The 22400-nt window shown below is 69.2% G+C and carries 23 protein-coding genes and 2 pseudogenes; all 25 read right to left on the bottom strand.

Going from position 1 to position 22400, the window contains the following annotated elements; genetic code table 11:
- Positions 1-157 (bottom strand): annotated as a pseudogene (locus tag C4313_RS07300) (ribosome maturation factor RimM); the annotation flags it as partial.
- A 69-nt stretch (positions 158-226) separates the two neighbouring features.
- Positions 227-460 carry a KH domain-containing protein gene (locus tag C4313_RS07295; protein ID WP_352429212.1) on the bottom strand — a complete coding sequence of 78 codons (234 nt, stop codon included), beginning with the start codon at positions 458-460 and terminating at the stop codon, positions 227-229.
- A 10-nt stretch (positions 461-470) separates the two neighbouring features.
- Entirely contained in the window at positions 471-803 is a 333-nt protein-coding gene (gene rpsP, locus C4313_RS07290; protein ID WP_352429211.1) for a 30S ribosomal protein S16, read from the bottom strand.
- A gap of 16 nt (positions 804-819) precedes the next feature.
- Positions 820-2154, bottom strand: coding sequence for a signal recognition particle protein (gene ffh, locus C4313_RS07285; protein ID WP_352429210.1), 1335 nt, complete (start codon positions 2152-2154; stop codon positions 820-822).
- Between the two features lie 242 nt (positions 2155-2396).
- The gene (locus C4313_RS07280; RefSeq protein WP_352429209.1) at positions 2397-3833 is read right to left on the bottom strand and encodes an NADH-quinone oxidoreductase subunit N; all 1437 of its coding nucleotides are present in this window, start codon (positions 3831-3833) and stop codon (positions 2397-2399) included.
- Between the two features lie 52 nt (positions 3834-3885).
- Positions 3886-5406, bottom strand: coding sequence for a complex I subunit 4 family protein (locus tag C4313_RS07275; RefSeq protein ID WP_352429208.1), 1521 nt, complete (start codon positions 5404-5406; stop codon positions 3886-3888).
- Between the two features lie 31 nt (positions 5407-5437).
- On the bottom strand, positions 5438-7354 hold the full coding sequence (gene nuoL / locus C4313_RS07270; RefSeq protein ID WP_352429207.1) for an NADH-quinone oxidoreductase subunit L: 1917 nt from the start codon (positions 7352-7354) through the stop codon (positions 5438-5440).
- Positions 7355-7366: 12 nt separating this feature from the next.
- A complete protein-coding gene (nuoK, locus tag C4313_RS07265) occupies positions 7367-7669 on the bottom strand; it encodes an NADH-quinone oxidoreductase subunit NuoK (RefSeq protein ID WP_352429206.1) in 303 nt (100 codons plus the stop codon).
- Between the two features lie 3 nt (positions 7670-7672).
- Positions 7673-8182 carry an NADH-quinone oxidoreductase subunit J family protein gene (locus tag C4313_RS07260; RefSeq protein WP_352429205.1) on the bottom strand — a complete coding sequence of 170 codons (510 nt, stop codon included), beginning with the start codon at positions 8180-8182 and terminating at the stop codon, positions 7673-7675.
- 39 nt (positions 8183-8221) lie between these two features.
- The gene (locus tag C4313_RS07255; protein ID WP_352429204.1) at positions 8222-8746 is read right to left on the bottom strand and encodes a NuoI/complex I 23 kDa subunit family protein; all 525 of its coding nucleotides are present in this window, start codon (positions 8744-8746) and stop codon (positions 8222-8224) included.
- A 52-nt stretch (positions 8747-8798) separates the two neighbouring features.
- Positions 8799-9797: an NADH-quinone oxidoreductase subunit NuoH gene (gene nuoH, locus C4313_RS07250; protein WP_352429203.1), complete on the bottom strand. Its 999-nt coding sequence runs from the start codon at positions 9795-9797 to the stop codon at positions 8799-8801.
- Positions 9778-12366, bottom strand: coding sequence for an NADH-quinone oxidoreductase subunit NuoG (nuoG, locus tag C4313_RS07245; RefSeq protein WP_352429202.1), 2589 nt, complete (start codon positions 12364-12366; stop codon positions 9778-9780). The genes nuoH and nuoG overlap by 20 nt, the downstream gene beginning before the upstream one ends.
- Before the next feature lie 12 nt (positions 12367-12378).
- Positions 12379-13668, bottom strand: a complete 1290-nt coding sequence (nuoF, locus tag C4313_RS07240; RefSeq protein ID WP_352429201.1) for an NADH-quinone oxidoreductase subunit NuoF — start codon at positions 13666-13668, stop codon at positions 12379-12381.
- Positions 13668-14144 carry an NADH-quinone oxidoreductase subunit NuoE gene (nuoE, locus tag C4313_RS07235; RefSeq protein WP_352429200.1) on the bottom strand — a complete coding sequence of 159 codons (477 nt, stop codon included), beginning with the start codon at positions 14142-14144 and terminating at the stop codon, positions 13668-13670. Before nuoE ends, nuoF begins: the two co-directional genes overlap by 1 nt.
- Before the next feature lie 12 nt (positions 14145-14156).
- Complete coding sequence (locus C4313_RS07230; RefSeq protein ID WP_352429199.1) at positions 14157-14771, bottom strand: 4-vinyl reductase; 615 nt, start codon at positions 14769-14771, stop codon at positions 14157-14159.
- Entirely contained in the window at positions 14768-15592 is an 825-nt protein-coding gene (locus C4313_RS07225) for an alpha/beta fold hydrolase (protein WP_352429198.1), read from the bottom strand. The genes C4313_RS07230 and C4313_RS07225 overlap by 4 nt, the downstream gene beginning before the upstream one ends.
- A gap of 35 nt (positions 15593-15627) precedes the next feature.
- Positions 15628-16869 carry an NADH dehydrogenase (quinone) subunit D gene (nuoD, locus tag C4313_RS07220; protein WP_352429197.1) on the bottom strand — a complete coding sequence of 414 codons (1242 nt, stop codon included), beginning with the start codon at positions 16867-16869 and terminating at the stop codon, positions 15628-15630.
- A gap of 30 nt (positions 16870-16899) precedes the next feature.
- Entirely contained in the window at positions 16900-17418 is a 519-nt protein-coding gene (locus tag C4313_RS07215) for an NADH-quinone oxidoreductase subunit C (protein WP_352429196.1), read from the bottom strand.
- Positions 17419-17465: 47 nt separating this feature from the next.
- Positions 17466-17969 (bottom strand): annotated as a pseudogene (locus tag C4313_RS07210) (NADH-quinone oxidoreductase subunit B); the annotation flags it as partial.
- Positions 17957-18322 carry an NADH-quinone oxidoreductase subunit A gene (locus C4313_RS07205; protein ID WP_352429194.1) on the bottom strand — a complete coding sequence of 122 codons (366 nt, stop codon included), beginning with the start codon at positions 18320-18322 and terminating at the stop codon, positions 17957-17959. The pseudogene C4313_RS07210 and the gene C4313_RS07205, both read right to left, overlap by 13 nt.
- A gap of 181 nt (positions 18323-18503) precedes the next feature.
- Complete coding sequence (locus C4313_RS07200) at positions 18504-19130, bottom strand: hypothetical protein (RefSeq protein WP_352429193.1); 627 nt, start codon at positions 19128-19130, stop codon at positions 18504-18506.
- A gap of 14 nt (positions 19131-19144) precedes the next feature.
- The gene (locus C4313_RS07195) at positions 19145-20542 is read right to left on the bottom strand and encodes a selenium-binding family protein (RefSeq protein ID WP_352429192.1); all 1398 of its coding nucleotides are present in this window, start codon (positions 20540-20542) and stop codon (positions 19145-19147) included.
- A gap of 28 nt (positions 20543-20570) precedes the next feature.
- Positions 20571-21056 carry a beta-class carbonic anhydrase gene (locus C4313_RS07190; protein ID WP_352429191.1) on the bottom strand — a complete coding sequence of 162 codons (486 nt, stop codon included), beginning with the start codon at positions 21054-21056 and terminating at the stop codon, positions 20571-20573.
- Positions 21053-21316, bottom strand: coding sequence for a hypothetical protein (locus tag C4313_RS07185; protein ID WP_352429190.1), 264 nt, complete (start codon positions 21314-21316; stop codon positions 21053-21055). Before C4313_RS07185 ends, C4313_RS07190 begins: the two co-directional genes overlap by 4 nt.
- 20 nt (positions 21317-21336) lie before the next feature.
- The gene (locus C4313_RS07180; RefSeq protein ID WP_352429189.1) at positions 21337-22182 is read right to left on the bottom strand and encodes a sulfurtransferase; all 846 of its coding nucleotides are present in this window, start codon (positions 22180-22182) and stop codon (positions 21337-21339) included.
- Between the last annotated feature and the right edge of the window lie 218 nt (positions 22183-22400).

Below are 22400 nucleotides of genomic sequence, written 5' to 3'. Positions count from 1 at the left end.
CCTCGTAGGGGATCGCCTCCTCCCCGATGTAGACCCGCTGGAGGCGCGGGAGCCGCTCGGGGAAATCCGTCAGGATCTCCAGTTTCATCTCGCCCCGGACGCCCCAGGGACGGGCGATCCGGGCCACGGCCAGGAAACGCGGGAGCGGTTTGCGCATCGGGACGGCGCCGCTCGGGTTCTGGGGGTCCGGGCGAAGGTCGGCCGGGGGTCGCCGCCGATGGCGCCCTCACACCAGCGGCTCGATCCGCAGGTCCACCTTCCGGTGGGACGGCGCGACCGCCCGCAGCACCTGGCGGATGGCCTCCGCCAGGTGCCCGTCCCGGCCGATCAGCCGCCCCATCTCGGCCGGGGGCACTTTCATAATGTATTTCACCACCGGTCCCCGCCGGACCTCCTGGATCTGGACCGCCTCGGGGGTCTCCAGCAGGGACTGAGCCACGAAGGCCAGGAAGGTCCGCATCGCCGCCCCCTCACCGGGTCGAGGTGCGGGTCCCGGCCTCCAAGGCGGTCGCCTCGGCGACCAGCGCCTCCAGGGGCTCGCCGGCCTTCAGCCGCTCGAAGCGCGCCAGCGTCCCCGTCTTGCGGAACAGGATGCGCACCGCCTCCGTCGGCTGGGCGCCCACCCGCAGCCAGTGGAGGGCCCGCGCCTCGTTCACCACGATGGTCTCCGGCTCCGTGCGCGGGTTGTAATGGCCGATGATCTCGATGAACTTCCCGTCCCGGGGCGCCCGCGCATCGGTGACCACGATCCGATAGGTCGGCTCGTGCTTCTTGCCCATCCGCTGCAGTCGGATCCGAACCATTCTCCCCCTCGCGGTCTTAAAGTTTTCCTGATCGGAGAAAGGGGAAGGGCAGCCCTCCCTTCCCGGACTTCATCTGCTTCATCAGGCGCTGGATCTGGCGGAACTCCTGGAGCAGCTGGTTGACCTCCTGGACGGTGGTCCCGCTGCCCCGGGCGATGCGGCGCTTGCGGCTGGCGTTGATGATCTCGGGGTGGCGCCGCTCCTCCGGCGTCATCGAGTTGATGATGGCCTCGATCCGCTTGAACCGCCGGTCGGCCTCCTCCGGCGAGAAGGTCCGGGCGATCTGCCCGTAGCCGGGCAGCAGCTCCAGCAACTGGGAGAGGGGCCCCATCTTGCGCAGCGTGCGCAGCTGCTCCCGGAAGTCCTCCAAGGTGAACTCCGCCCGGGAGAGCTTGCGGGCCATCTCCGCCGCCTTCTCGGCCTCCACCGCCTCCTGGGCCTTCTGGATCAGCGCCCGCACGTCCCCCATGCCCAGGATGCGGGAGGCCAGCCCCTCCGGCTGGAAGGGCTCCAGCTGGTCCGGCTTCTCCCCCACCCCGATGAACTTGATGGGCACGCCGGTGACCGCCCGGATGCTGATGGCCGCCCCGCCCCGCGCGTCGCCGTCCAGTTTGGTGAGGATCAGCCCGGTCAGCCCCAGGCGCCGGTGGAAGGCCTCCGCGGCCCGCACCGCGTCCTGGCCGGTCATCGCATCCACCACCAAGAGGACCTCCTGGGGGCGCACCGCGGCGCGGATGGCCTCCAGCTCCGCCATCATCTCGTCGTCGATGTGCAGGCGGCCGGCGGTGTCCAGGACGACCAGGGTGTGGCCCTGCTCCCGGGCCACCCGGACCGCCCGCCGGGCGATGTCCACGGGGTCGGCCCCTGGGCCCTCGGCGTAAACCGGGAGGCCCAGCTGGCGGCCGAGGACCTCCAGCTGGGTCGCTGCCGCTGGCCGGTAGACGTCCGCCGCCACCAGGAGGGGGCGCTGCCCGGCCTTGCGCAGGCGCAGGGCCAGCTTGGCCGCCGTCGTGGTCTTGCCGGAGCCCTGCAGGCCCACCAGCATCACCCCATGGGGCGGCGGGCCGTCCAAGCGGATGGGCGCGGGGCTCCCGAGGGTGGCGACCAGCTCCTCGTAGACGATCTTGACCACCTGCTGGGCGGGGGTGAGGCTACGGATCCCCTCGGCGCCGACCGCCCGTTCCCGCACCCGGGCCAGGAGATCCCGGACCACGGCGTAGTGGACGTCGGCCTCCAGGAGGGCCAGGCGGATCTCCCGGAGGGCCGCTTCCACGTCGGCCTCCGTGAGCACCCCCCGCCGCCCCAGGCGGTTGAAGATCCCTTGCAGCTTCTGGGTCAGCCCCTCGAACATCCCCGCTTCCCACCGCCCCGGTGCGATCATCCCCCAGGCCGGGACCCCGCTCGGCCCGACCCGTGGCCGATTTCCATGATACTGGGAACCCAACGCGCGGACAATGGCAGAGGCCGGAGGCGATGGCCTTTGCGCTCTCCCGCTGGAGGTCCGGGGAAGGGGGGCAAGATCGAGCGCGCATGAGCTCATGGTCGGGAGGCGGCCGTGGGGTCGGTCCGGATCCCCTCCTTTCCAGCTTCTCCTCACACCGAGAGCCCGCCCATCATCACCCAGAGGATCCCGAGGACGAGGGTGGCCAGCCCCGAGAGGACCACCGAGAGGCGCAGCCAGGGGTCGCGGACCGGCGTCCGCTCCCGTTCGGCGCGGCCCATCCACATCGCCACCACCACCCGCAGATAGAAATAGGCCGAGAGCACCGTGGTGATCCCCCCCAGGATCACCAGGCCCGCCCATCCCCCCTGCCATGCCGCGGCGAAGAGCAGCAACTTGGCGAAGAAGCCGGCCGTGGGCGGCACGCCGATCAGGGAGAGCATGAACAAGAGCATCGCCGTGCCCATGCCAGGCGCCCGGCGGGCCACCCCCGCATAGGCCTCCAGGGAGGGATCCTCCCCCTCCGACCCCGCCATCCCCACCGCCACCGCGAAGGCCCCCATGGTGGCGAAGGTGTAGGCCAGCAGGTAGAAGAGCACCCCCGGCAGGGCCAGGCCCGGCGCCCCCAGCAACCCGAGGAGCAGATAGCCGGCGTGGGCGATGCTGGAGTAGGCCATCATCCGCTTGAAGTTCGGCTGCAGGAGGGCCACGACGTTCCCGACGACCATGGTCGCCGCCGCCATCGCCGCCACCGGCCCATGCCAGACCTCCGCCGCCGGCCCCAGGCCGATGAGGAACACCCGGATCAGGGCCGCCATCCCTGCCGTCTTGGTGGCCGCCGCCATGAAGGCCGTCACCGGCGTGGGTGCCCCCTCATAGACGTCCGGCGTCCACAAATGAAAGGGCACCGCCGCCACCTTGAACCCCAGCGCCACCAGCACCAGGGCGCTCCCCATCCCGACCAGAAGGCGACCCCCTGCCTCCAGGGCTCGCAACCTGCCCGCCAGCGCCGACAACTGGGTGGTCCCCGAACCTGCGAAAATCAGCGCGATCCCGAACACCAGGAAGGCCGAGGCGAAGGCCCCCAGCAGGAAATACTTCAGGGCCGCTTCCTCCGACGCGGCCCGCGGCCGCGCGAAGCCGGCCAGCACGTAGAGGGGGATGGAGAGCCCCTCCAACGCCAGGAAGACCACCAGCAGGTCCTGGGCCACAGCCATCAGCGTCATCCCTGCGGCGGCCAGCAGCAGGAACACATAATACTCCCCCCGGTCCAGCCCTTGATCCACCAGATACCGTCGCGAAAGCAAGACCGCCAGGGCGGTCCCGATCAGGAGGACCAGGCTCAACCCGCCGGCCGGGCGGTCCCAGCGCACCATCCCGGAGAAGCCCTCCCCAGGGCCCTCCCCCGGCAGCAAGGCCAACAGCCCCCCTACCACGCCCAGTCCCACGAGGGCGATCCCCAACGCCCCCCACACCATCCCCCGGGTCGGACCGGGCCGCCGGAAGGCCTCCGCGAGGATCAGGGCGAGGGCCCCGGCCGTCAGGACCAGCGTCGGCAACAGCGGGATCCACGCTTGCAACAAGGTCATCCCACGCTCCTCCAGGAGGCGTCATCCAGGCCCGAGGGGCCGCGCCACCGGCTCAACGGGTGGACAGCGCGGCCCCCGAGAGGGCCGCCAGGGCCTGCCGCACCGAGGCATCCATGGCGGCGAAGAACGGCATGGGATACAGACCGATGAAGAGGATCAAGGCCAGCAGCGGCGCCATGATCGCCAGCTCCCGGCCCCCCAGATCGGGCAGCCCCTGCCACCGCGGCGGCAGCGGCCCGTGCAGCACCCGCATCAGCATCGTCAGGATGTAGACCGCCGCCAGCACCACCCCGAAGGCCGCCGCCGCCGTCAGCCAACGGGCCGCCGGCCCCAGGGCCGCCGCCCCGAAGGACCCCAAGAGGATCAGGAACTCCCCCACGAACCCGTTCAACCCCGGCAGCCCCATGGACGAGAAGCCGACCACCATCAGGATCCCCCCGTAAAGGGGCATGACCTTCCACAGCCCCCCGAGCGCCCGGAAGTCCCGGGTGTGGGTGCGCTCGTAGAGCATCCCCACCAGCAGGAACAGCCCCCCGGTGCTCAGGCCGTGGTTGACCATCTGCAACAGCGCCGCCTGGACCCCCAGGGGGTTGAGGGCGGCCAGCCCCAGCATCACGAAGCCCATGTGGGAGACGCTGGAGAACGCCACCAGGCGCTTGAAGTCCTCCTGGGCGTAGGCGGCCAGGGCCCCGTAGAGGATGGCCACCACCGCCAGGACGGCCACCGGCAGGGCCAGCGCCCGGGCCGCCGCCGGGAACAGGGAGAAATTGAACCGCAGGAACCCATAGGCCCCCATCTTCAGCAGGAGCGCCGCCAGGATCACCGAGCCAGCCGTGGGCGCCTCCACGTGGGCGTCCGGCAGCCACGAGTGGAACGGCCACATGGGCACCTTGACGGCGAAGGCCAGCCCGAAGGCCACGAAAAGCCAGCGCTGCGCCTCCGGGGAGAGCAGGGGGCTCCCGTGGCGGGCCATCCGATCCAGGTCGAAGGTCCCCGTCCCCGTCAACGACCGCGAGAGGAGCCACAGGGCGATGATGCCCATCAGCATGAAGATCGACCCGGCCATCGTGTAGAGGAAGAACTTCACCGCCGCATAAACCCGGCGCGGGCCGCCCCAGATCCCGATCAGCAGGGTCATGGGGACCAGGGTGAACTCCCAGAAGATGTAAAACAGCAGGAGGTCGTGGGCCAGGAACACCCCCAGCACCCCCGCCTCCAGAAGCAACATCAAGGCCATGTATTCCTTCACCCGCTCCGCGATCGTCCACGAGGCGCCCAGGGCCAGGGGAAAGATCAGCGCGGTCAGCAGGACCAGCCACAGGCTGATCCCGTCGACGCCCACGATATAGCTCGCCCCGATGGCCGGGGCCCAGACCCAGCGCTCCACGAACTGGAGCCCCGGCCGCTGAGGGTCAAAGCCAACCAGGACCGCCAGGGCCAGCCCCAGGACCGCCATGCTGGTCCCCAGGGCTGTCCAGCGGATCGCCCCGACCCGATCCCGGGGGATCGCCAGGATCCCCAGCGCCCCCGCCAGGGGGAGCCCCAGCATCGCCGTGAGAAGAGGAACCGTCATCGCCCATCGCCTCGTCCATGTTCGTCGCGCATCAACGAAGGGCCGCCAGGACATAGAGGGCCAGGAGGGCCGCCCCGAGGAGCACCGAGAGGCCATACTGGCGCACGTAGCCCGTGCTCCAGCGGCGGGCCAGCGCCGCCGCCCGCCCGACCGCGCGGGCCAGCCCGTGGACCGCCCCGTCGATCCCATAAGGCTCCAGGCGGGTGGCCACCGCCGTCGCCACCCCCTGGAACGGCTGGACGAAAAGGAAATGATAAAGCGCATCCACGTAGAGCCGCTCCCGAAGGGCCTCGAACAGCCCGTCCAGCCGCGCTTGCAGCGGATCTTCCACCCCTTCGGGCCCCGCTCCCGGCCGATAGAGGGCCCAGGCCAGCAGGATCCCCGCCCCGGTGATGAGGACCGTCGGGAGGGCCGATTCCCAATGGAAGGTCGTTTCGTGCGCGGCGCCCAGCCAGCGGGCCAGGGCCGCGACCCCGGGGGCGTTGACCCACCCCGCCGCTATCGAGAAGAGCGCGAAGAAGAGAAGCGGGACTGTCATCACCGCCGAGCTCTCGGCAGCATGGGCAGCAGCCGGGCTGCGCGGATCTCCCGCGAAGATCAGCATCACCTGGCGGGTCATATAGAAGGCCGTGAGGAAGGCTGCCGCCACCAGCAGCCCGGAGGCGATGGTCGCCCATCCGCCCCTCTCCCCCAGGGCCGTCAGGATCTCCTCCTTGCTCCAGAACCCGGCCAGCGGGGGCACCCCGGCCAGGGCCGCCGCCCCCACCGCATAAGTCCAGAAGGTGAGGGGCATCCGCCGGGCCAGCCCGCCCATCCGCCGCATGTCGTTGGGGTCGATCTCCCCGTGGGCGCCGTGGGCGTGGGCCAGGGCGTGGATCACCGAACCTGCCCCCAGGAAGAGCAGGGCCTTGAAGAAGGCGTGGGTGCCCAGATGGAAGAGGGCCGCCGTCGCGGCCCCGGCCCCCGCGGCCGCCACCATGGAACCCAGCTGGGAGATGGTGGAAAAGGCCAGCACCCGCTTGATGTCGAACTGGCCCACGGCGATGAGGGCCGCCCACAGGGCAGTGGCCGCCCCCACCAGGGTGATCACCGCCTGGGCGGCGGGCGCCGCCGCGAAGAGGGGCTGGGCCCGGAGGATCAGGTAGACCCCGGCCGTGACCATGGTGGCCGCGTGGATGAGGGCCGAGACAGGGGTCGGACCGGCCATCGCGTCGGGCAGCCACACGTAAAGCGGGATCTGAGCGCTCTTGCCCGTCACCCCCGCGAACAGCAGCAGGGCCATCAGCGTGGCCAGGCCGGCTTCCAGCGGGCGCCGGGCCAGCGCCTCGAAGATCGACCCGTAATGAAAAGTGCCGAAGGTCCAAAAGATCAGCAGCAGCCCCAGGGTGAAGCCGAAGTCCCCGATCCGGTTCACGATGAAGGCCTTGCGGCCCGCCCCCGCGTTGTAAGGGACCTCGAACCAGAAGCCGATCAGCAGATACGAGCACAGTCCCACCAGCTCCCAGCCCGCGAAGAGGACCAGGAAGTTGTCCGCCAGGATCAGCAGCAGCATCGAGGCCAGGAACAGGTTGAGGAACATAAAGAAGCGGCGGACGTAGGGATCGCCGGCCATATAGCCGATGGAGTAAACATGGATCAGCGTCCCCACCAGGGTGACCAGCAGGGCCATGGTCGCCGAGAGGGGGTCGATCCGCAGCCCCACCTCCACCGTCAGCGGAGGGACCGCCGCCCAGCGGTAGAGGGTCACCTCCACCATCCGGGCCTCCGGCGGCCGGGCGAGCAGCGCGGCGAAAACCAGGGCCGACGTCCCGAAGGACGCAGCGGCGGCCGCAGAGGCCACCACCCCGACCGTCCGCTCCCGGGTCTGGCCGGTGGAGAGCAGGTTGACCAAGAAGCCCAGCAGCGGGAACGCGATGATTAGCCACGACCCGGCGAAGAGGCTCTCCATCGTCTTCCCCTCTCAACCCCGCAGGCTGCTCAGGTCGTCCACGTTGGTGGTTTGCTTGGTGCGGAAGATGGCCACCATCAGGGCCAGGCCCACCGCCACCTCCGCCGCGGCCACCACCAGCACGAAGAAGACCGCCAACTGGCCCTCCAAGAGGCCGCGGTAGCGGGAGGCGGCCACAAAGGCCAGGCCGGCCGCGTTGAGCATCAGCTCGACGCACATGAAAAGGATCAGGGCGTTGCGGCGCACCAGGAAGCCGACCGCCCCGATCCCGAACAGCAACGCGCTCAGGGCCAGATAATGGGCCAGCGTCACCATCCCTCAGCCCCCCGAACCGTGATGGCGGGCCAGCACCACCACGCCCACCATGGCGATCAGCAGCAGCACCGAGGTGACCTCAAAGGGCAGCGCGTGGGTCGTCAGCAGCCGCCCGCCGATGGCCGCCGGATCCCCCAGGGGCGCCGGGGGGCTGCCCGCCGGCGGGAGCTCCATGGGGGCCTGCAGGAACGCGAACAGGATCCCTCCGATCAGGATCCCGCCCCAGGCCAGCGCCAGCGGGATCTGCCACCGCATCCCGGGGGCACCGCTGACCCGCTCCGCCCCGAGCATCATGATCACGAACAGGAAAAGCACCATCACCGCCCCGGCGTAGACGGCGATCTGCACCATGGCCACGAAGGGAGCGTTCAGCAGCAGATAAAAGGCGGCCACGGTGAGCAGGTTGAGCACCAGGAACAGGGCGCTGTGCACCGCGTTCCGGACGGCCACCGTCCCCAGGGCCGTGGCGATGGCCACCGCCGCCAGGACGAGAAACGCAATCCATTCCCCCACGCTCGTTCCCTCCATGGGCCGCAACGGGCGGCAGCCTTCTCACACGGGCTCGTTCACCAGCCCCTCCTCCCAGATCGACCGGGTGCGGAGGGCCGGGTCCGTGGTCCGCTGGGGCGTGCCAGGGATCCCCGGCGGGGGCGGCACCAAGAGCTGCGCCTTGGTCACGATGAAGGACTCCCGGGTGTAGCCCGCGGGCGGGATCTTGTCCGTCAGCACGATGGCGTTGGTCGGGCAGGCGTCCTCGCAGTAGCCGCAGAAGATACAGCGCAGGAGGTTGATCTCGTAAACCCGCGCGTAGCGCTCGCCGGGAGAGTAGCGCTCCTGGTCGGTGTTCTCCCCCGCCTCCACATAGATGGCGTCCGCCGGGCAGGCGGCCGCGCACAAGGCGCAGCCGATGCACCGCTCCAGGCCGTTGCTGTAGCGACGCAGCTCATGCACCCCCTTAAAGCGCGTGCGCAACGGGCGCCGGACCTCCGGGTAGGGATAGGTCACGGGCCCCCGCAGGTTGGTCTGGATGAACTCCTGCAGCGTCGTGAACAAGCCGCGGAACAGTTCGATCAGCATGGCTCACCCCGCTCGCCGGTGGGACATCCCCTCCAGGCCGCGCCCCGCCCCCTCACCCCACCAGCGCGATAACGACGGCGGTGGCCATCCCATTGGCCAGGGCGAGGGGGAGGAGGACCTTCCAGCCCAGCCGCATCAACTGGTCGTAGCGGATGCGCGGGAGCGTGGCCCGGATCCAGATCAGCACGAACAACAGGAAGGTGACCTTGAGGGTGAAGTAGACCACCCCCAGGGCCGGATACATGTCCACGAAGGGGCCCAGGTAGCCGCCCATGAAGAAGGTGGCCATCAGGGCGCTGAAGCCGATCATCTTGACGTATTCGGCCATGAAGAACAGCGCGAACTTCATGCTGCTGTATTCGGTGAGATAGCCGGCCGTCAGTTCTTGCTCCGCCTCCACCAGGTCGAAGGGCGCCCGCTTGATCTCCGCCAGGCCGGTGATGAAGAAGATGGCGGCGGCCAGCGGCTGGTAGAAGAGCAACCATCCCTGCCGCTGGAACTCCACAATGCCGCTGACCTGGAGGGTCCCCGCCGTCAGGACCACGCTGACCACCGCCAACCCCATGGCCAGCTCGTAACTGATCATCTGAGCCGCCGCCCGGATCCCCCCCAGGAGGGCGAACTTGTTGTTGGATGCCCACCCGGCCAGCGTCACCCCATAGACGCTGATGGAGGTGATGGCCACGAGGTAGAGGACCCCCACGTTGAGGTCGGTCAGCTGCAGGCGGGTCCGCCGGCCGAACAGGGTCACCTCCGGCCCGAAGGGGATCACGGCGAAGATCAGCACCGCCGGCACCAGGGTGATCACCGGCGCCAGCACGAACAGGACGCGGTCGGCGTCGGTGGGGACGAAATCCTCTTTGAAAAACAACTTGACCGCGTCGGCCACCGGCTGGAGCAGCCCATAGGGGCCGGCCCGGTTCGGGCCGATGCGGGCCTGGAAGTCGGCCACCAGTTTCCGCTCGGCCAGGGTGAGATAGGCGAAGCCGGTCAGCAACAACAGGACCAGGACCGCGCTCTTGATCAGGGCCTCAACGAAGAACAGCGCCATCCCGGACCCCCGCCTCGATCTCGATCTGAAGGGCCTCCACCACCTCCGCCCGGGGCGCCCCCTGGGCGGGCACCCGCAAAACCCCGGGGGGCACTGAGAGATCCACTTGGGCCCGCAAGGTCAGCGCCCGGCCGTTGGCCCGCAGGACCGCCGGCTGGCCCGCCGCAATCCCCAGGCGCCGGGCGGTCTCCGGATGCATCCCGACGGTCGGCGCCACCATCTGGTTCCGCAGATGCGGGGTCCGCTCGATCAACGTCCCCTGGGCATACAGGCGCCGGACCGGCACCACCATCAGGGCGTCCTCCGGCGGGATCTCCGGGTCTTTCCAGAACAGGGGCCAGCGGGCCCCCGGCGCCTCCGCCTCCGTCGGCCAGACCCGCCCCAGCCCGCCCTCGTTCGGGCGGGCGGTCCCGCCGAAATACAGCTCCCGGGAGGTGCCCACCGGGGGCCACTGGGGCTCGGTCCGGGCCAGCGCCGCATAATCCATCCCCCGATAGCGCGGAACCTGGCGGGCGATCTCATCCATCACCGCCTCGGGGGAGAAGTAACGCCAGCCCGCCCCCAGGCGCAGGGCCAGATCCACGAAGATCTCCCAATCCCCCCGGGCCTCCCCGAGGGCCGGCAGCGCCTTGTAGAACCGCTGCACGCGGCGCTCGGCGCTGGTGAAGGTGCCCTCCCGCTCCGCCCAGCTCTGGGCCGGCAACACCACGTCGGCCATCCGTGCCGTCTCGGTCAGGAACAGTTCCTGGACCACCCGGAAGCCCGCCCGGGGCATCGGCCGGCCGTCCCCCGCCGGGTCCGCGCCGACCACGTAGAGGACCGGGACCTCCGCCGGGAGCGGACGGACGCCGACGAGATCCAGGGCCCCCTGGGTGTTGCCGTGGGGCCAGAGGGGGAGCAAACCGTTGTGGGGGCGGCCCACGTGGCCGGTGATGGCCAGCAGATCCGCGGCCATCCCCACGAAAGCCTCGCCGTCCACCACACCCTCGCGGCCGAAGACGAAGACCACATTTTCAGCCTCCGCCACCGCTTCGGCAAGGGCCTCCATCGCCGCCCGCGGGAGCCCGGTCCGCACCTCGAGGGCCTCCCACGGATACGTCGCCACGCGAGCCCGCAGGACCTCCAGGCCGTCCAGCCGATCCCGGACCGCCGGCGGGATCCGGTCCTGCTCCAGGAGGGCCCGCAGGGCGCCCAGGAGCACCAGGGCCTCGGTCCCGTAGCGGTAGCGGAGGACCGGGTCGGCGTAACGCTCTGCCTTCTGGGGCCGGCCCCCGGCGACGATCAGGCGGGCGCCCCGCCGCACCGCCCCCCGCACCCGCAGGAACCAGATGGGGGCCTCCTCCTCCAGGTCCCCAGCCATCACCACGATCAGGCTCCCCCGCCCCATCCGTCCGAAATCCGTCCCCACGCCGACCCCATAGCGGGCCACCGCCTCCCCGCCGAAGACCGGCGGATCCATGGTGACCCAGGGGGAGCCCAGGACCTCCTCAAACAGGCGGCGGAACAGATAGAGGTCCTCGTTGGGCAGGCGATCCCCGATGATCCCCGCTGCGCCGGCCCCCGCCTGCCGGAGGGCCTGGGCCACCCGCTCCAGGGCCTCCTCCCAGGAGGCCGGGGCCAGCGCCCCATCCCGGCGCACCAGCGGCTGCCGCAGGCGGTCCTCCGCCGTGGCGAAGTGGTGGACGAAGCGCCCCTTGTCGCAGATCCAGATCTCGTTCACCGCCTCGTGCTGGCGGGGCATCACCCGCAGGATGTCCCAGCCGCCCTTGCGGGCCGAGGGCCGGACCTCGAGGGTGATGTTGCAGCCCACCGGGCAATGGGCGCACAGGCTGGGGATGGGGGTCAGTTCCCAGGGCCGGGCGCGGAACCGGAAATCCGTGGTGGTGAGCGCCCCCACCGGGCAGATGTCGGTGGTGTTCCCCGAGAAATAACTGGCGAAGGGGGGATCGGAGAAGGTGATGATCTCCATGCCGCGCCCGCGATCGGAGAACCCCAGCACCGGGTCGTCGGCGATCTCCTCCTGGAACCGGATGCACCGGCCGCACAGGATGCACCGCTCCCGGTCCAGGATGATCAGGTCGCCCAGGGGCACCCGCTTCTCCTGCCGCATCTTGTCCGCGTAATCGAAGCGGGACTCGGCGGGGCCGTAGCGCACGGTGAGGTTCTGCAGCGGGCACTCCCCGCCCTTGTCGCAGATCGGGCAGTCCAGCGGGTGGCTGGTGAGGAGGAACTCCAGGATCGCCCGCTGGGCCTCCTGGACCTGCAGGGTGTTCGTCCGCACCACCATGCCCTCGGCGACGCGGGTCGTGCAGGCCGTCTGCAGGCGGGGCATCCACTGCACCACCGGCCGCCCCTCTACGTCCCGGAGCGGCTGGCGGGTGTGGGGGTCGACCTGGATCGTCCCCACCTCCACCAGGCACATCCGGCACATCCCCGCCGGCTCCAGTTTGGGGTGGTAACAGAAGACGGGGATGTCGACGCCCGCCCGCTTGGCGGCGTCTACCACCAGGGTGCCCGGGGGCACCTCTACCGGACGATCGTCGATGAAGATGCGCACCGTTCCGCCCATCCCATCGCTCCTTCAGCGCCCGCCGGCCGGGGCCGCGACCTCGGCCGCCGCCCGGAGGTAGGCCTCATATTCCTGGCGGAAATGGCGCAGGCTGGAGAGCACCGGGCTGGTGGCGAAATCCCCCAGAGGGCACAGGTTCTTGCCCGCCATTTGGCGGGCGATGCTCTCCAGCAGCTCAGGGTCCTTCGGGCGCCCCCGACCCGCCACGAGGCGCTCGTAAACTCGCCGCAGCCAGTAGGTTCCCTCCCGGCACGGCGTGCACTTGCCGCACGACTCGTGCTGGAAGAACCGCACCATCTTGTAGGCCGCCCACACGATGTCCACCGTGTCGTCCAGCACGATGACGGAGGCCGACCCGAGCATGGAGCCGGCAGCCTGCACGGATTCGTAGTCGAGGGGCGTGTCCAGGGCGGAGGCCGGCAGCATCGGCGCCGAGGCCCCCGCCGGGAGGATCGCCTTCACTGACCGCCCTTCCCCCAAAAGGCCCTGCCCGTATTCCTCCCCGAAGATCAGATCCCGGAAGGTGATCTTCCCCAGTTCGGCCTCGTAATTGCCGGGCCGCCGCACCCGGCCGCTCAGGCAGAAGATCTTGGGCCCGGGGCTCTTCTCGGTGCCCATCGTCCGATACCAGGCCGCCCCGCGGGCGATGATGGGCGGCACGTTGGCCAGGGTCTCCACGTTGTTGACCACGGTGGGCTTCCCGTAAAGGCCGTAGGTGGCTGGGAAGGGCGGGCGCACCCGTGGGTGGCCGATCTTGCCCTCCAAGGACTCCAGCAGGGCCGTCTCCTCGCCGCAGATGTAGGCCCCCGCCCCCAGATGGACGGCCACCTCCACCGAGTATCCGCTCCCCAGGACGTCCCGGCCGATGAAGCCGGCCGGGTAGGCCTCGGCGAGGGCCGCCTCCAGCCGGCGGGCCACCGAGCGGTATTCCCCTCGCACGTAGATGTAGACCCGTTCGGCCCGGATGGCGTAGGCGGCCAGCAGCGCCCCCTCGATCACCTGATGGGGGTTGCCCTCCATCAACTCCCGGTCCTTGAAGGTCCCGGGCTCCGACTCATCGGCGTTGACCACCACGTATTTGGGGAACACGTCCTTCGGGACGAAGGACCACTTCAGCCCGGTGGGAAAGCCCGCGCCGCCCCGCCCGCGCAGCCCCGCCGCCTTGACCTCCTCGATCACCTGCTCCGGGGTCATCGCCGTCAGGGCCTTGCGCCAGGCTTCATAGCCGCCGTGGCGGACGTAGACCTCCAGCCGGTGCAGGTCCGGGATCTCCCGATGTCGCAGCAGGATGTAGCGCCCCATCACGTCCCGTCCCGAGAGAGATCGGCGATCACCTGATCGAAGACCTCTGGGGTGACGTTCTCCACGAACTCCAGATCGACCTGCATGGCCGGCGCCCGGTGGCACGCCCCGATGCACATCACCGTCTCCAGCGTGAACCGGCCGTCCGGCGTGGTCTCCCCGGGCCGGACCCCCAGCCGGCGGGCGGCGTGGGCGACCAACTCGTCCGCCCCCCGTAGGGCGCACGGCAGGTCGTCGCAGATCTGGATGAGATGGCGGCCGATAGGGCGATCGTAAAACAGCGAATAGAAGCCCACCACCCCCCGGACCTGGGTGGGGCTGACCCCCACGATGTCGGCCACCTCCCGGATGCCCTCCTCGGTGCAGTAGCCGTATTCCCGCTGGACCAGGTAGAGCAGCGGGAGGACCGCCGAGCGCTTCACCGGATACCGGGCCAGGATGGCTGCGATCTCCTGCGCGTATTTCTCCCGGAGCATCCCCACCTCCGCTCACCATTCGATGCGATAGCGACAGGCGGGCGCGCCCATCCCCCGGCAGGTCTCTTCGACCACCCGCACCGTCTCCACCGGCCGCTCCAGCACCCAGGCCACGAGAGCCTCCAGCACCCCGGCGGGGAGGTCACAGCACGGCTCCCCACACGAGAGGCCCACGCAGTAAGGGCAGGAGGGGTTCTCCCAATAGATCCGCTCCCCTTCCCGCCAGACCCGAGGGGTGGACCCGGTCTCGGTGCGGACCACCGTGGCGGCCCGCTGGACGGCGTTGTAGACCCGCTCCCGGGGCGCCCGGAGAACGGAGGAGATCAGTCGGAGGAGGTGGGCCACCCAGCCATAGGCCTCGAGGTCCCGCCGCAGGGTCTCGTGGCCGATGCGGCGGAGCAAAATACCCCCCTGGGGACTGAGGCGCTCCCGAAGCCCGGCGCAAAAGGCCGAGATCTCCGCGAAGGTCACCCCGGGCTCCGGGCTGGGCGGCGGCAGCGTCTCCCGGTAGCGCTCCAGGCCGGCCCGTCCGATGGCCTCCGCCCACGCCTCCGGGCCGGCCACGGCCCGCGCGGCGTCCAGGATCTGGCGGGCGTATCGCTGGGTCAACTGGCCCTGTGCGGTCATGCGGCCCTCCGCAACGCCTCTCTCAGGAACGCCTCCAGCAGCGGCGTCACGACCTCCGGGCGTTCCAGGTTGACGATGTGGCCGGCCCCCGGGATGATCTCCAGACGTGCCCCGGGGATGGCCCGGGCCATCCGCTCCGCCTCGTGGGGCGGGCGCGAGACGTCATCGGCCCCCACCACCACCAGCGTCGGCGCCCGGATCTCCCCCAGCCGGTCCAGCACCGAGGAGCGGCTGAAAATGCCCCGGCCCACCGCCAGGATGCCGGGCAGCCGCTCCGGTGGGATGGCGGCGAGGGAGGCCTGGAAGCGGGCGACCAGATCCGGGTTCCGCTGCACGGTGGCCGGCGAGAAGAAGAAGGGCACCAGGGCCTCCAGCAGCGGCGGCGGCAGCGCCCCCGCCTGCTCCACCATCGCCATCATGGCGAAGTAACGCTGGCGGGATTCCTCCGGCTCCTCCCCGGCGTCGGTGTCCATCAGCACCAGGGCGGCCACCGCCTCGGGATGGGCCAGGGCCAGGCGCATGCCCCACATCCCCCCGACCGAGAGCCCCACCACGGCGAAGCGCTCCAGCCCCAGGGCCTGGGCGAAGGCCCACAGATCCTCCGCCAGGGCGTCCACCGAATAGGGGGAAGCCGGTGGGAGGTCGGAGCGGCCGTGGGCCCAGATCTCCGGGACGATACAGCGGTAGGTCCGGGAGAGGGCCTCCACCTGGGGCGCCCACATCCCGGCGTCCCACAGATAACTGTGCCCGAAGAGCACGGGGAACCCCTCCCCGCACGCCTCGTAAAACATCCGTCGACCCCGGATGACGACCTCGGGCATGGGCCAGCCTCCGGAAAGGAGTCTGCTGCTGCCGCTCAGCGGTCGACCTCCCCGAGCACGATGTCGATGCTGCCGATGATGGCCACGAGGTCGGCCACCAGGCCGCCCTTGGCCATGATCGGGAGGGCCTGCAGGTTCACGAACGAGGGGGCTCGGAAATGGACCCGGCGCGGCTTCGGGGAGCCATCGCTGTTGATGTAAACGCCGAACTCCCCCCGCGGCGACTCGACGGCATGGTAGACCTCGCCCGGGGGCGGGGAGAAGCCCTCCGTCCAGAATTTGAAATGATGGATCAGGGCCTCCATGCTCCAGGCCAGTTCCTCCTTGGGCGGGGGGGTCACCTTGCGGTCGGGGGTGATGTAGGGCCCTTTGGGCAGGCGCCGGAGGGCCTGGTCGATGATGCGCAGGCTCTGGCGCATCTCCTCGAGGCGCACCATGAAGCGATCGTAAACGTCCCCGTTCTCCCCCAGGGGCACGTCGAACTCGAAATGGTCGTAACACGAATAGGGCTGCGCCTTGCGCACGTCGTAGTTCACCCCCGAGCCCCGCAGGGAGGGCCCTGTCACCCCCCAGGCGATGGCCTCCTCCGGGGAGATCACCCCCACCCCCTTGGTCCGCTGAAGCCAGAGGGGGTTGCGCTTCAGCAGCCGCTCGTATTCGTCGATGCGGGCGGGCATGAGCCGGAGGAAGGCCCGCACCGCCTCCTCGAACCCTTCCGGAACATCTCGCCACAGCCCGCCGACCCGGAAGTAGGAGACCATCATCCGCTGGCCGGAGACCATCTCGAAGATGTCCAGGATCATCTCCCGCTCGCGGAAGCAGTAGAGGAACACACTCATCGCCGCGATGTCCAAGGCGTGAGTCCCCAGCCAGACCAGGTGGCTGGCGATGCGCTGGAGCTCGGTGAGGATCACCCGGATGTATTGCGCCCGCAGGGGGACCTCCACCCCCATCAGTTTCTCGACGGCCATGACGTAGGCCAGGTTGTTGGACATAGGGGAGAGATAGTCGATGCGGTCGGTCAGCGGGATGATCTTGGTGTAGGTCTTCGACTCGCAGGTCTTCTCGATGCCCGTGTGCAGGTAGCCGATGTCGGGCACCACCGAGACGACGGTCTCCCCATCCAGCTCCACCAGCAGGCGAAGCACGCCGTGGGTGCTGGGGTGCTGCGGGCCGATGTTGATCAGGAGGGTCTCCCCCTTCAGGGCCCGCTCCGAGACCAGGTGCTTCAACTGCTCCAGCGTGAACGCCTGGACGTCGCCTTCCCGGATGGCCATTGGGTGGCCTCTCCCCCTCGGATCGTCCCTTCACTCCCGGGCGTAGGGCTTGCGGGCGTCGATCTCACGCCAGTTGAACGAGAACTGGGCGGGCTCCACCACCAGGGGATGATCCCGGCGCAGCGGATGTCCTTCCCAGTCCTCCGGCAGCAGGATGCGGCGCAGGTCCGGATGCCCCTCGAACCGGATCCCGAAGAGGTCGTAGGTCTCCCGCTCGTGCCAGTTGGCGGTGGGCCAGACCCCCGTCACCGTGGGGACCACGGGGTCCTCCTCCTCTAGGAACACCTTCACCCGCAGCCGCATGTTGTGCGGAAGGGAGTAGAGATGATAATTGACCGCGAAGCGCGGCCGGTCCGGCCAGTAGTCCACCGCGCAGAGATCCGACAGGAAATTGAAGCGGCTCTCCGGATCGTCCCGCAGGAAACGACAGATCTCCACCAGGGCCTCGCGCCGGACCACCAGGGTGGTCTCCCCGCGGAACTCGATGACCTCCTCCACAGCCTCGCCGAAGCGCTCCCGCACCTTCTCGATCACGCGGTCGATGGTCATGAGGTCCTCCCGCACGGCGGGGCGGTCGGGCCTTACCGGCCGCGGCCTCCCCTGCGGATTTTCTCGTGGAGCCGGATGATCCCATCGATCAGCCCCTCGGGACGCGGGGGGCACCCGGAGACATAGACGTCCACCGGGATGATCTCATCCACCCCTTGGACGATGGCGTAGTTGTTGAACACCCCGCCCGTCGAAGCGCAATCCCCCATGGCGATCACCCACTTGGGCTCGGTCATCTGGTCGTAGAGGCGGCGCACCACCGGGGCCATCTTCCGGCTCACCCGCCCGGCCACAATCATCAGATCGGCCTGGCGCGGGGAGGCCCGCATGATCTCCATGCCGAAGCGGGAGAGGTCGTAGTGGCTGGCCTGGGTGGCCATCATCTCAATGGCGCAGCAGGCCAGCCCGAACAGCAAGGGCCACATCGCCCGGGTGCGCCCCCAGGCCGCCACCCACTCCAGCGCCTCCTCCAGGGTGGTCACCACCACCCCTATCTCCCCGGTCTTCGCCCCCGCCGTCGCCAGCGCCACCGGCTCCCTCACCGCTCCCATTCGAACGCCCCCTTCCGCCAGGCGTAGACATACCCGATCACCAGGATCGACACAAAAAGGGCCATCTCCCCTAAGGCCAGGCCCCTCAAGGCCCGCAACTGCAACGCCCATGGATAAAAGAAAATAATTTCGACATCAAACAGGATGAATAAAAGGGCAACAAGATAGAATTTAACCGGAAAGCGTCGCTGAGCTGGCCCGATGGGAACCATGCCAGACTCGTAGGGCAGATGTTTGCGACGGGTAGGTCGGTGAGGGGCCAGGAACCGGGGGGCCAGCAGGGCGATTCCCGCAATCCCCCCGCTGACCAGAAGCAGGGTGAGGATCGGCACATAGCCCAGAAGGGTCGCCATCCGCGGTCCCTCCCGACAGGCTTTTGTTCATTCTACCACAAAGAGAGGGGGTGTCAACCCTCCGTGCCGGGAGGAACAAAGCGGGCCTCCTGGGCGAGGGCCTGGCATTCGGAGACGGGCGGGGCGGCCCCAGGCCGGCACCCAGCCGCCGGGATCCGCCCGGATCCCGATGCCGGTGGATTTAGAGCAAGGGGGTGAGCAGCCCGGTGGCGATCAGCGTCATCGCCCAAAGGCGGTCGAAGTTGATCCAAAGCCGACGCAAAGGGGCCAAGCCGATCCCCTCGTAAACGACCCAAGCCACCAGGCCGAGGGCCGCCCCGTAGCCTGCCGTATGCAGACCGATGGCCCGGATCCCCTCCAGCCATGGATTGCCGACGGTGGGCATGGAGGACAGGGGGGTTGGGATGCACCGCGAGGTCAGGCCCAACAGGAAGGGCACCAGCATCAACCCGGCTCCATGGCTCCAGGCCACCAGGAACGACCACCCGATCAGCGCCCCCGGACCGACCCGCATGCCCACCCAACGCGGATGCCGCATGCGAACCAACCGGTAGACCCCGAACCCGATGAGCAGGGCGGCCGCCAAGAGCCGTAGCGCCTGAGAAGGAAGAAAGGCGCCCATCCCCACCACAGAACCCACCGTCGCGCCCACGGCCAGCATATGGCCGATGGCCATGGGGACGAGGGCCTTCGCCACCGCAGCCCGGCGCTGTTCCTGAAGCCCCAGCGCAACGGCAAAGAGCCACCCCATCCCAGGGTTCAGCCCATGATAGGCGCCCAACAGGAAGAGGCCGACCCACGCCCCCATGGGGTTGCGACCCGCTACGGATAGCAGAAGGAATCCGAGGAGGCGTCGCCCCCCTCTAACCGCACCTGATGCGGGCGATAGCCATCAAAAGCCACGAAGAACGTGGGGTCGACGGCCAACCCCCCCGCCGGGTCCGCCTCCAGCTTCACCAGCCAGCCGCGGATGCCGTCCGGATAGAAGAGGGGATCCCACGGCAAATACAGGGAGTTGGTCACATAAACCCGACGGCCATCCCGGCTGATCTCCACCATCTGGGGTCCCCCGTTCAAGGGCTGTGCCGGGTCCCGGGGATGCGGGGCCCGGGCCACGATCCCGCCCAAGCGGACAGAGCCGGTCAGCCGAGGGTGGAACGGATCAGAGACGTCATACTGGCGGAGCTCCCCCGTCCCCCAGCAGGACACGTAAAGGAAACGATCGTCCAGGGAAAGGTTGATATCGGTCACCAGGGGAGGAACCGCTTTGAAGTCCTTCAGAAGGGGCGGCAGTTGGTCGGGTGGAGCGGGCTCCGCAGGGATCTCAATGACCTTGCGGACCGCCCAGGCCCCGTTCTCCCGATACCACAGCCAGACGGAGCCTGAGAGATCCTTCCGCGAGAGGACCACCCCGGCGAAGCCGTAGGCCTTGGTCGGATCGTGGGCCGGCCGGAGCTCAAGGACCATCTGGTGTTCCACCCCCAAGTCGAGGGCTTGGAGATGGCGACGTCGGCGCAGGTCCCAGATGTGCAAACGATGGCCGTAGCGGCCGTTGAGGAGCGCCTCCACATCCACGCCCCCTTCCACCATGCGGGGGGTGCCCCACTCGCTGGTGATCAACACATCGTGGCCCAGATGCCACCAGAAATCGTAGGCCAAGAACTGGGGCCCGCGGTTGACCTCCCATCGGCCCAGAACCTCGAAGGTGTAGTGGTCCAAGACAAAGATCCCCCCAGGGCCATCCCCATCGGGGTTCCCCAAGGCGCTGAGGTAAATCCCATCCGGGCCGCAGTGGACCGTGTGCGGGCGGGAGTAACCTGCCCGGGCGGCTACTTCCTCCGGCGCGATGACTTTCACCACCCGCGGGCGGGTGGGATCCGGACGGGTGTCCAAAATGTAAATCCGAGAGGAGCGCAGGCCGGGCACGATCAGGTAGCGACGTTCTACATGGGGATGGGGCGCGTAGGGGCAGAGGGCCGAACTGCACGCATTCCAGCCGAAGTGGTGGAGCTCGTCGCCCGTGTAGGGCAGCTCCGTCCGGCCGACGACCTGACCGTAAGTCGACGAGCGCGGATCGACGTCCACCACAGCGATGGCGTCCGGCCGGCCGTCGGTGGGGTTCGGGTTCAGCGCCGCCACGTAGGCCAACCGTTCCGGTGGCGCCTGCATGGCCAACCGTGGCGAGGGATAAAAACTGGGATCAGGCCTCCAGAGCACCATGGTCCCCTCCTCCGCCGGAACTACCAGGTTATATGACCTCGCGCAGCTGACCGGTCCGGACGTCGAAGCTGCGGATCCCATCCTTGTGGGGCAGGAACGGGCTGGCGCGGAGGCGGCGGATCGACTGGCGGATGTTCTCCTCCAGATCGCGGAAGGCCTCGAAAGCAAAAGGGGGACGCATGCCCACCTCGGCCTCGATGCGATCCTTCAGGTCATCGTCCCGGAAGGTCAGCATCCCACCATCCGTGGGCTGGATCCGCATGATCTCGCGGGTCCCCAGCAGGCGCTGGGAGATCACCAGCGATCGGATCACGTCCGCGGTCACCACCCCTCCGGCGTTCCGGATCACGTGGGCGTCGCCCTCCGCCCAGCCCCGGATCCGATGCCCGTCGATACGGGCATCCATGCAGGTCACGATCGCCAGGCCTTTGGCCGGGCGGGCGGGCAGGTCCCCCTTTCGGAAACCGCCCGCCTCGGCCCGCGCGTTCTGCAGCAGGGCATCGATGGCGCTCACCGCCATCCCCCCGCGATGGGCTGGGGCGACCGGGCGAGGAGGATGCGGGCCTCCTCGCCCTCGTGCTGCACTTCGAGGACGGCGTAGCCGTGGCGCCGGGCCCACGTCGTCACCGTGAACTCGTCGGCGTAACCTTTCACCAGGACCGCCACCGCCTCCTCAGGGCCAAGGCCCGTCAGGGCCTGCTGCACCCGCCCGATGGGCGCGTCCGTGCACAGCTCCACCCCTGCCCGCAGATCCACCGTCCGGACGATCCGCATCTCCCCTCCCCCGCATGCCTTCACCGCTCGATCGGCAGGCCGACGGTGTTCCCCCACTCGGACCATGAGCCGTCGTAGTTGCGGACGTTGGGATAGCCCAGGAGGTGGCGCAGCACGAACCAAGTCACCGACGAGCGCTCGCCGATCCGGCAGTAGGTGATGATCTCCTTGTCCGGCGTGATCCCCGCCTCCTCGTAAATCTGTCGCAGCGCCTCCGGGTCCTTAAAGGTGTCATCGTCGTTGAGGGCCTTGGACCACGGGATGTTGATGGAGCCGGGGATGTGGCCGCCGCGCTGAGCGGCCTCGTTGGGATACTCGGGCGGCGCGGTGATCTCCCCCGTGAACTCCGCCGGCGAGCGCACGTCTACCAGGACCGCCCCTCGCTTCCCCAGGGCGTTCAGCACGTAGGGCAGAAAGGCCCGATAGCGGTAATCGGGCTCCAGGGCCCGATAGGTCGTGGGCGGGTAGGTGGGGATCTCCTCGCTCAGCGGCCGTTTCTCCTCGATCCACTTCTTGCGGCCGCCGTTCAGCAGGCGGACATCCGGATGTCCGTAGAGTTTGTAGATCCAGAAGGCGAAGGCCGCGAACCAGTTCCGGAAATCCCCGTAGAGGACCACGGTGGTGTCGTTGGCGATGCCGGCCCGGCTGTTGAGGGCCTCGAAGGCTTCTTTGCCTACGATGTCACGCCGCACCGGATCGTTGAGGTCCTTGCGCCAGTCGAAGAGCACCGCCCCCGGGATATGGCCCAGATCATAGGCGCTGGCCGGATCGTAGTCCACCTCCACGATCCGCACCTTCGGGTCCTCCAGATGCTCGGCCACCCACTGAGTGTCCACCAAAGCCAAGGGATCCGCATACGTCGCCATGGCAGACCTCCTTCCCGTGGTTTCCGGTTCCGATGAGGCGAGGGTCTCTATCCCCCACCCCTGGAGGGGGATTTGTGCGGTGGCTTGGAGAAACCCCCCAGGGCGAGAGGGCGCAGCGCCTTCAACGCGGCCACAACACCGAAGAACCGGGAGAGGAAAGCGGGGGCAGCGGGCGGTCGGTTCCGCTCAGCGGGGCGCGCGTCCCAAGCGGGCGGCCA

The organism is Thermoflexus sp., from assembly GCF_040289485.1.
GTDB lineage: Bacteria > Chloroflexota > Anaerolineae > Thermoflexales > Thermoflexaceae > Thermoflexus.
The sequence above is the reverse complement of the archived record's forward strand: the minus strand, read 5'-3'. Positions and strand labels throughout refer to the sequence as shown.

Bases quoted from the DNA above. Each gene is read 5' to 3' on its own strand.
- C4313_RS07215 (WP_352429196.1), bottom strand. From the start codon at position 17,418: ATGACCATCGACCGCGTGATCGAGAAGGTGCGGGAGCGCTTCGGCGAG.
- nuoL (WP_352429207.1), bottom strand. From the start codon at position 7,354: ATGGAGAGCCTCTTCGCCGGGTCGTGGCTAATCATCGCGTTCCCGCTG.
- rpsP (WP_352429211.1), bottom strand. From the start codon at position 803: ATGGTTCGGATCCGACTGCAGCGGATGGGCAAGAAGCACGAGCCGACC.
- C4313_RS07295 (WP_352429212.1), bottom strand. From the start codon at position 460: ATGCGGACCTTCCTGGCCTTCGTGGCTCAGTCCCTGCTGGAGACCCCC.
- nuoG (WP_352429202.1), bottom strand. From the start codon at position 12,366: ATGGGCGGAACGGTGCGCATCTTCATCGACGATCGTCCGGTAGAGGTG.
- nuoE (WP_352429200.1), bottom strand. From the start codon at position 14,144: ATGCTCCGGGAGAAATACGCGCAGGAGATCGCAGCCATCCTGGCCCGG.
- C4313_RS07205 (WP_352429194.1), bottom strand. From the start codon at position 18,322: ATGGCGACCCTTCTGGGCTATGTGCCGATCCTCACCCTGCTTCTGGTC.
- C4313_RS07180 (WP_352429189.1), bottom strand. From the start codon at position 22,182: ATGGCGACGTATGCGGATCCCTTGGCTTTGGTGGACACTCAGTGGGTG.
- nuoK (WP_352429206.1), bottom strand. From the start codon at position 7,669: ATGGTGACGCTGGCCCATTATCTGGCCCTGAGCGCGTTGCTGTTCGGG.
- nuoF (WP_352429201.1), bottom strand. From the start codon at position 13,668: ATGGGGCGCTACATCCTGCTGCGACATCGGGAGATCCCGGACCTGCAC.
- C4313_RS07275 (WP_352429208.1), bottom strand. From the start codon at position 5,406: ATGACGGTTCCTCTTCTCACGGCGATGCTGGGGCTCCCCCTGGCGGGG.
- nuoH (WP_352429203.1), bottom strand. From the start codon at position 9,797: ATGGCGCTGTTCTTCGTTGAGGCCCTGATCAAGAGCGCGGTCCTGGTC.
- C4313_RS07280 (WP_352429209.1), bottom strand. From the start codon at position 3,833: ATGACCTTGTTGCAAGCGTGGATCCCGCTGTTGCCGACGCTGGTCCTG.
- C4313_RS07230 (WP_352429199.1), bottom strand. From the start codon at position 14,771: ATGACCGCACAGGGCCAGTTGACCCAGCGATACGCCCGCCAGATCCTG.
- C4313_RS07255 (WP_352429204.1), bottom strand. From the start codon at position 8,746: ATGCTGATCGAACTGTTCCGCGGCTTGTTCACGACGCTGCAGGAGTTC.
- C4313_RS07185 (WP_352429190.1), bottom strand. From the start codon at position 21,316: ATGCGGATCGTCCGGACGGTGGATCTGCGGGCAGGGGTGGAGCTGTGC.
- ffh (WP_352429210.1), bottom strand. From the start codon at position 2,154: ATGTTCGAGGGGCTGACCCAGAAGCTGCAAGGGATCTTCAACCGCCTG.
- C4313_RS07200 (WP_352429193.1), bottom strand. From the start codon at position 19,130: ATGGGGGCGTGGGTCGGCCTCTTCCTGTTGGGCGCCTATCATGGGCTG.
- nuoD (WP_352429197.1), bottom strand. From the start codon at position 16,869: ATGGCCATCCGGGAAGGCGACGTCCAGGCGTTCACGCTGGAGCAGTTG.
- C4313_RS07195 (WP_352429192.1), bottom strand. From the start codon at position 20,542: ATGGTGCTCTGGAGGCCTGATCCCAGTTTTTATCCCTCGCCACGGTTG.
- C4313_RS07225 (WP_352429198.1), bottom strand. From the start codon at position 15,592: ATGCCCGAGGTCGTCATCCGGGGTCGACGGATGTTTTACGAGGCGTGC.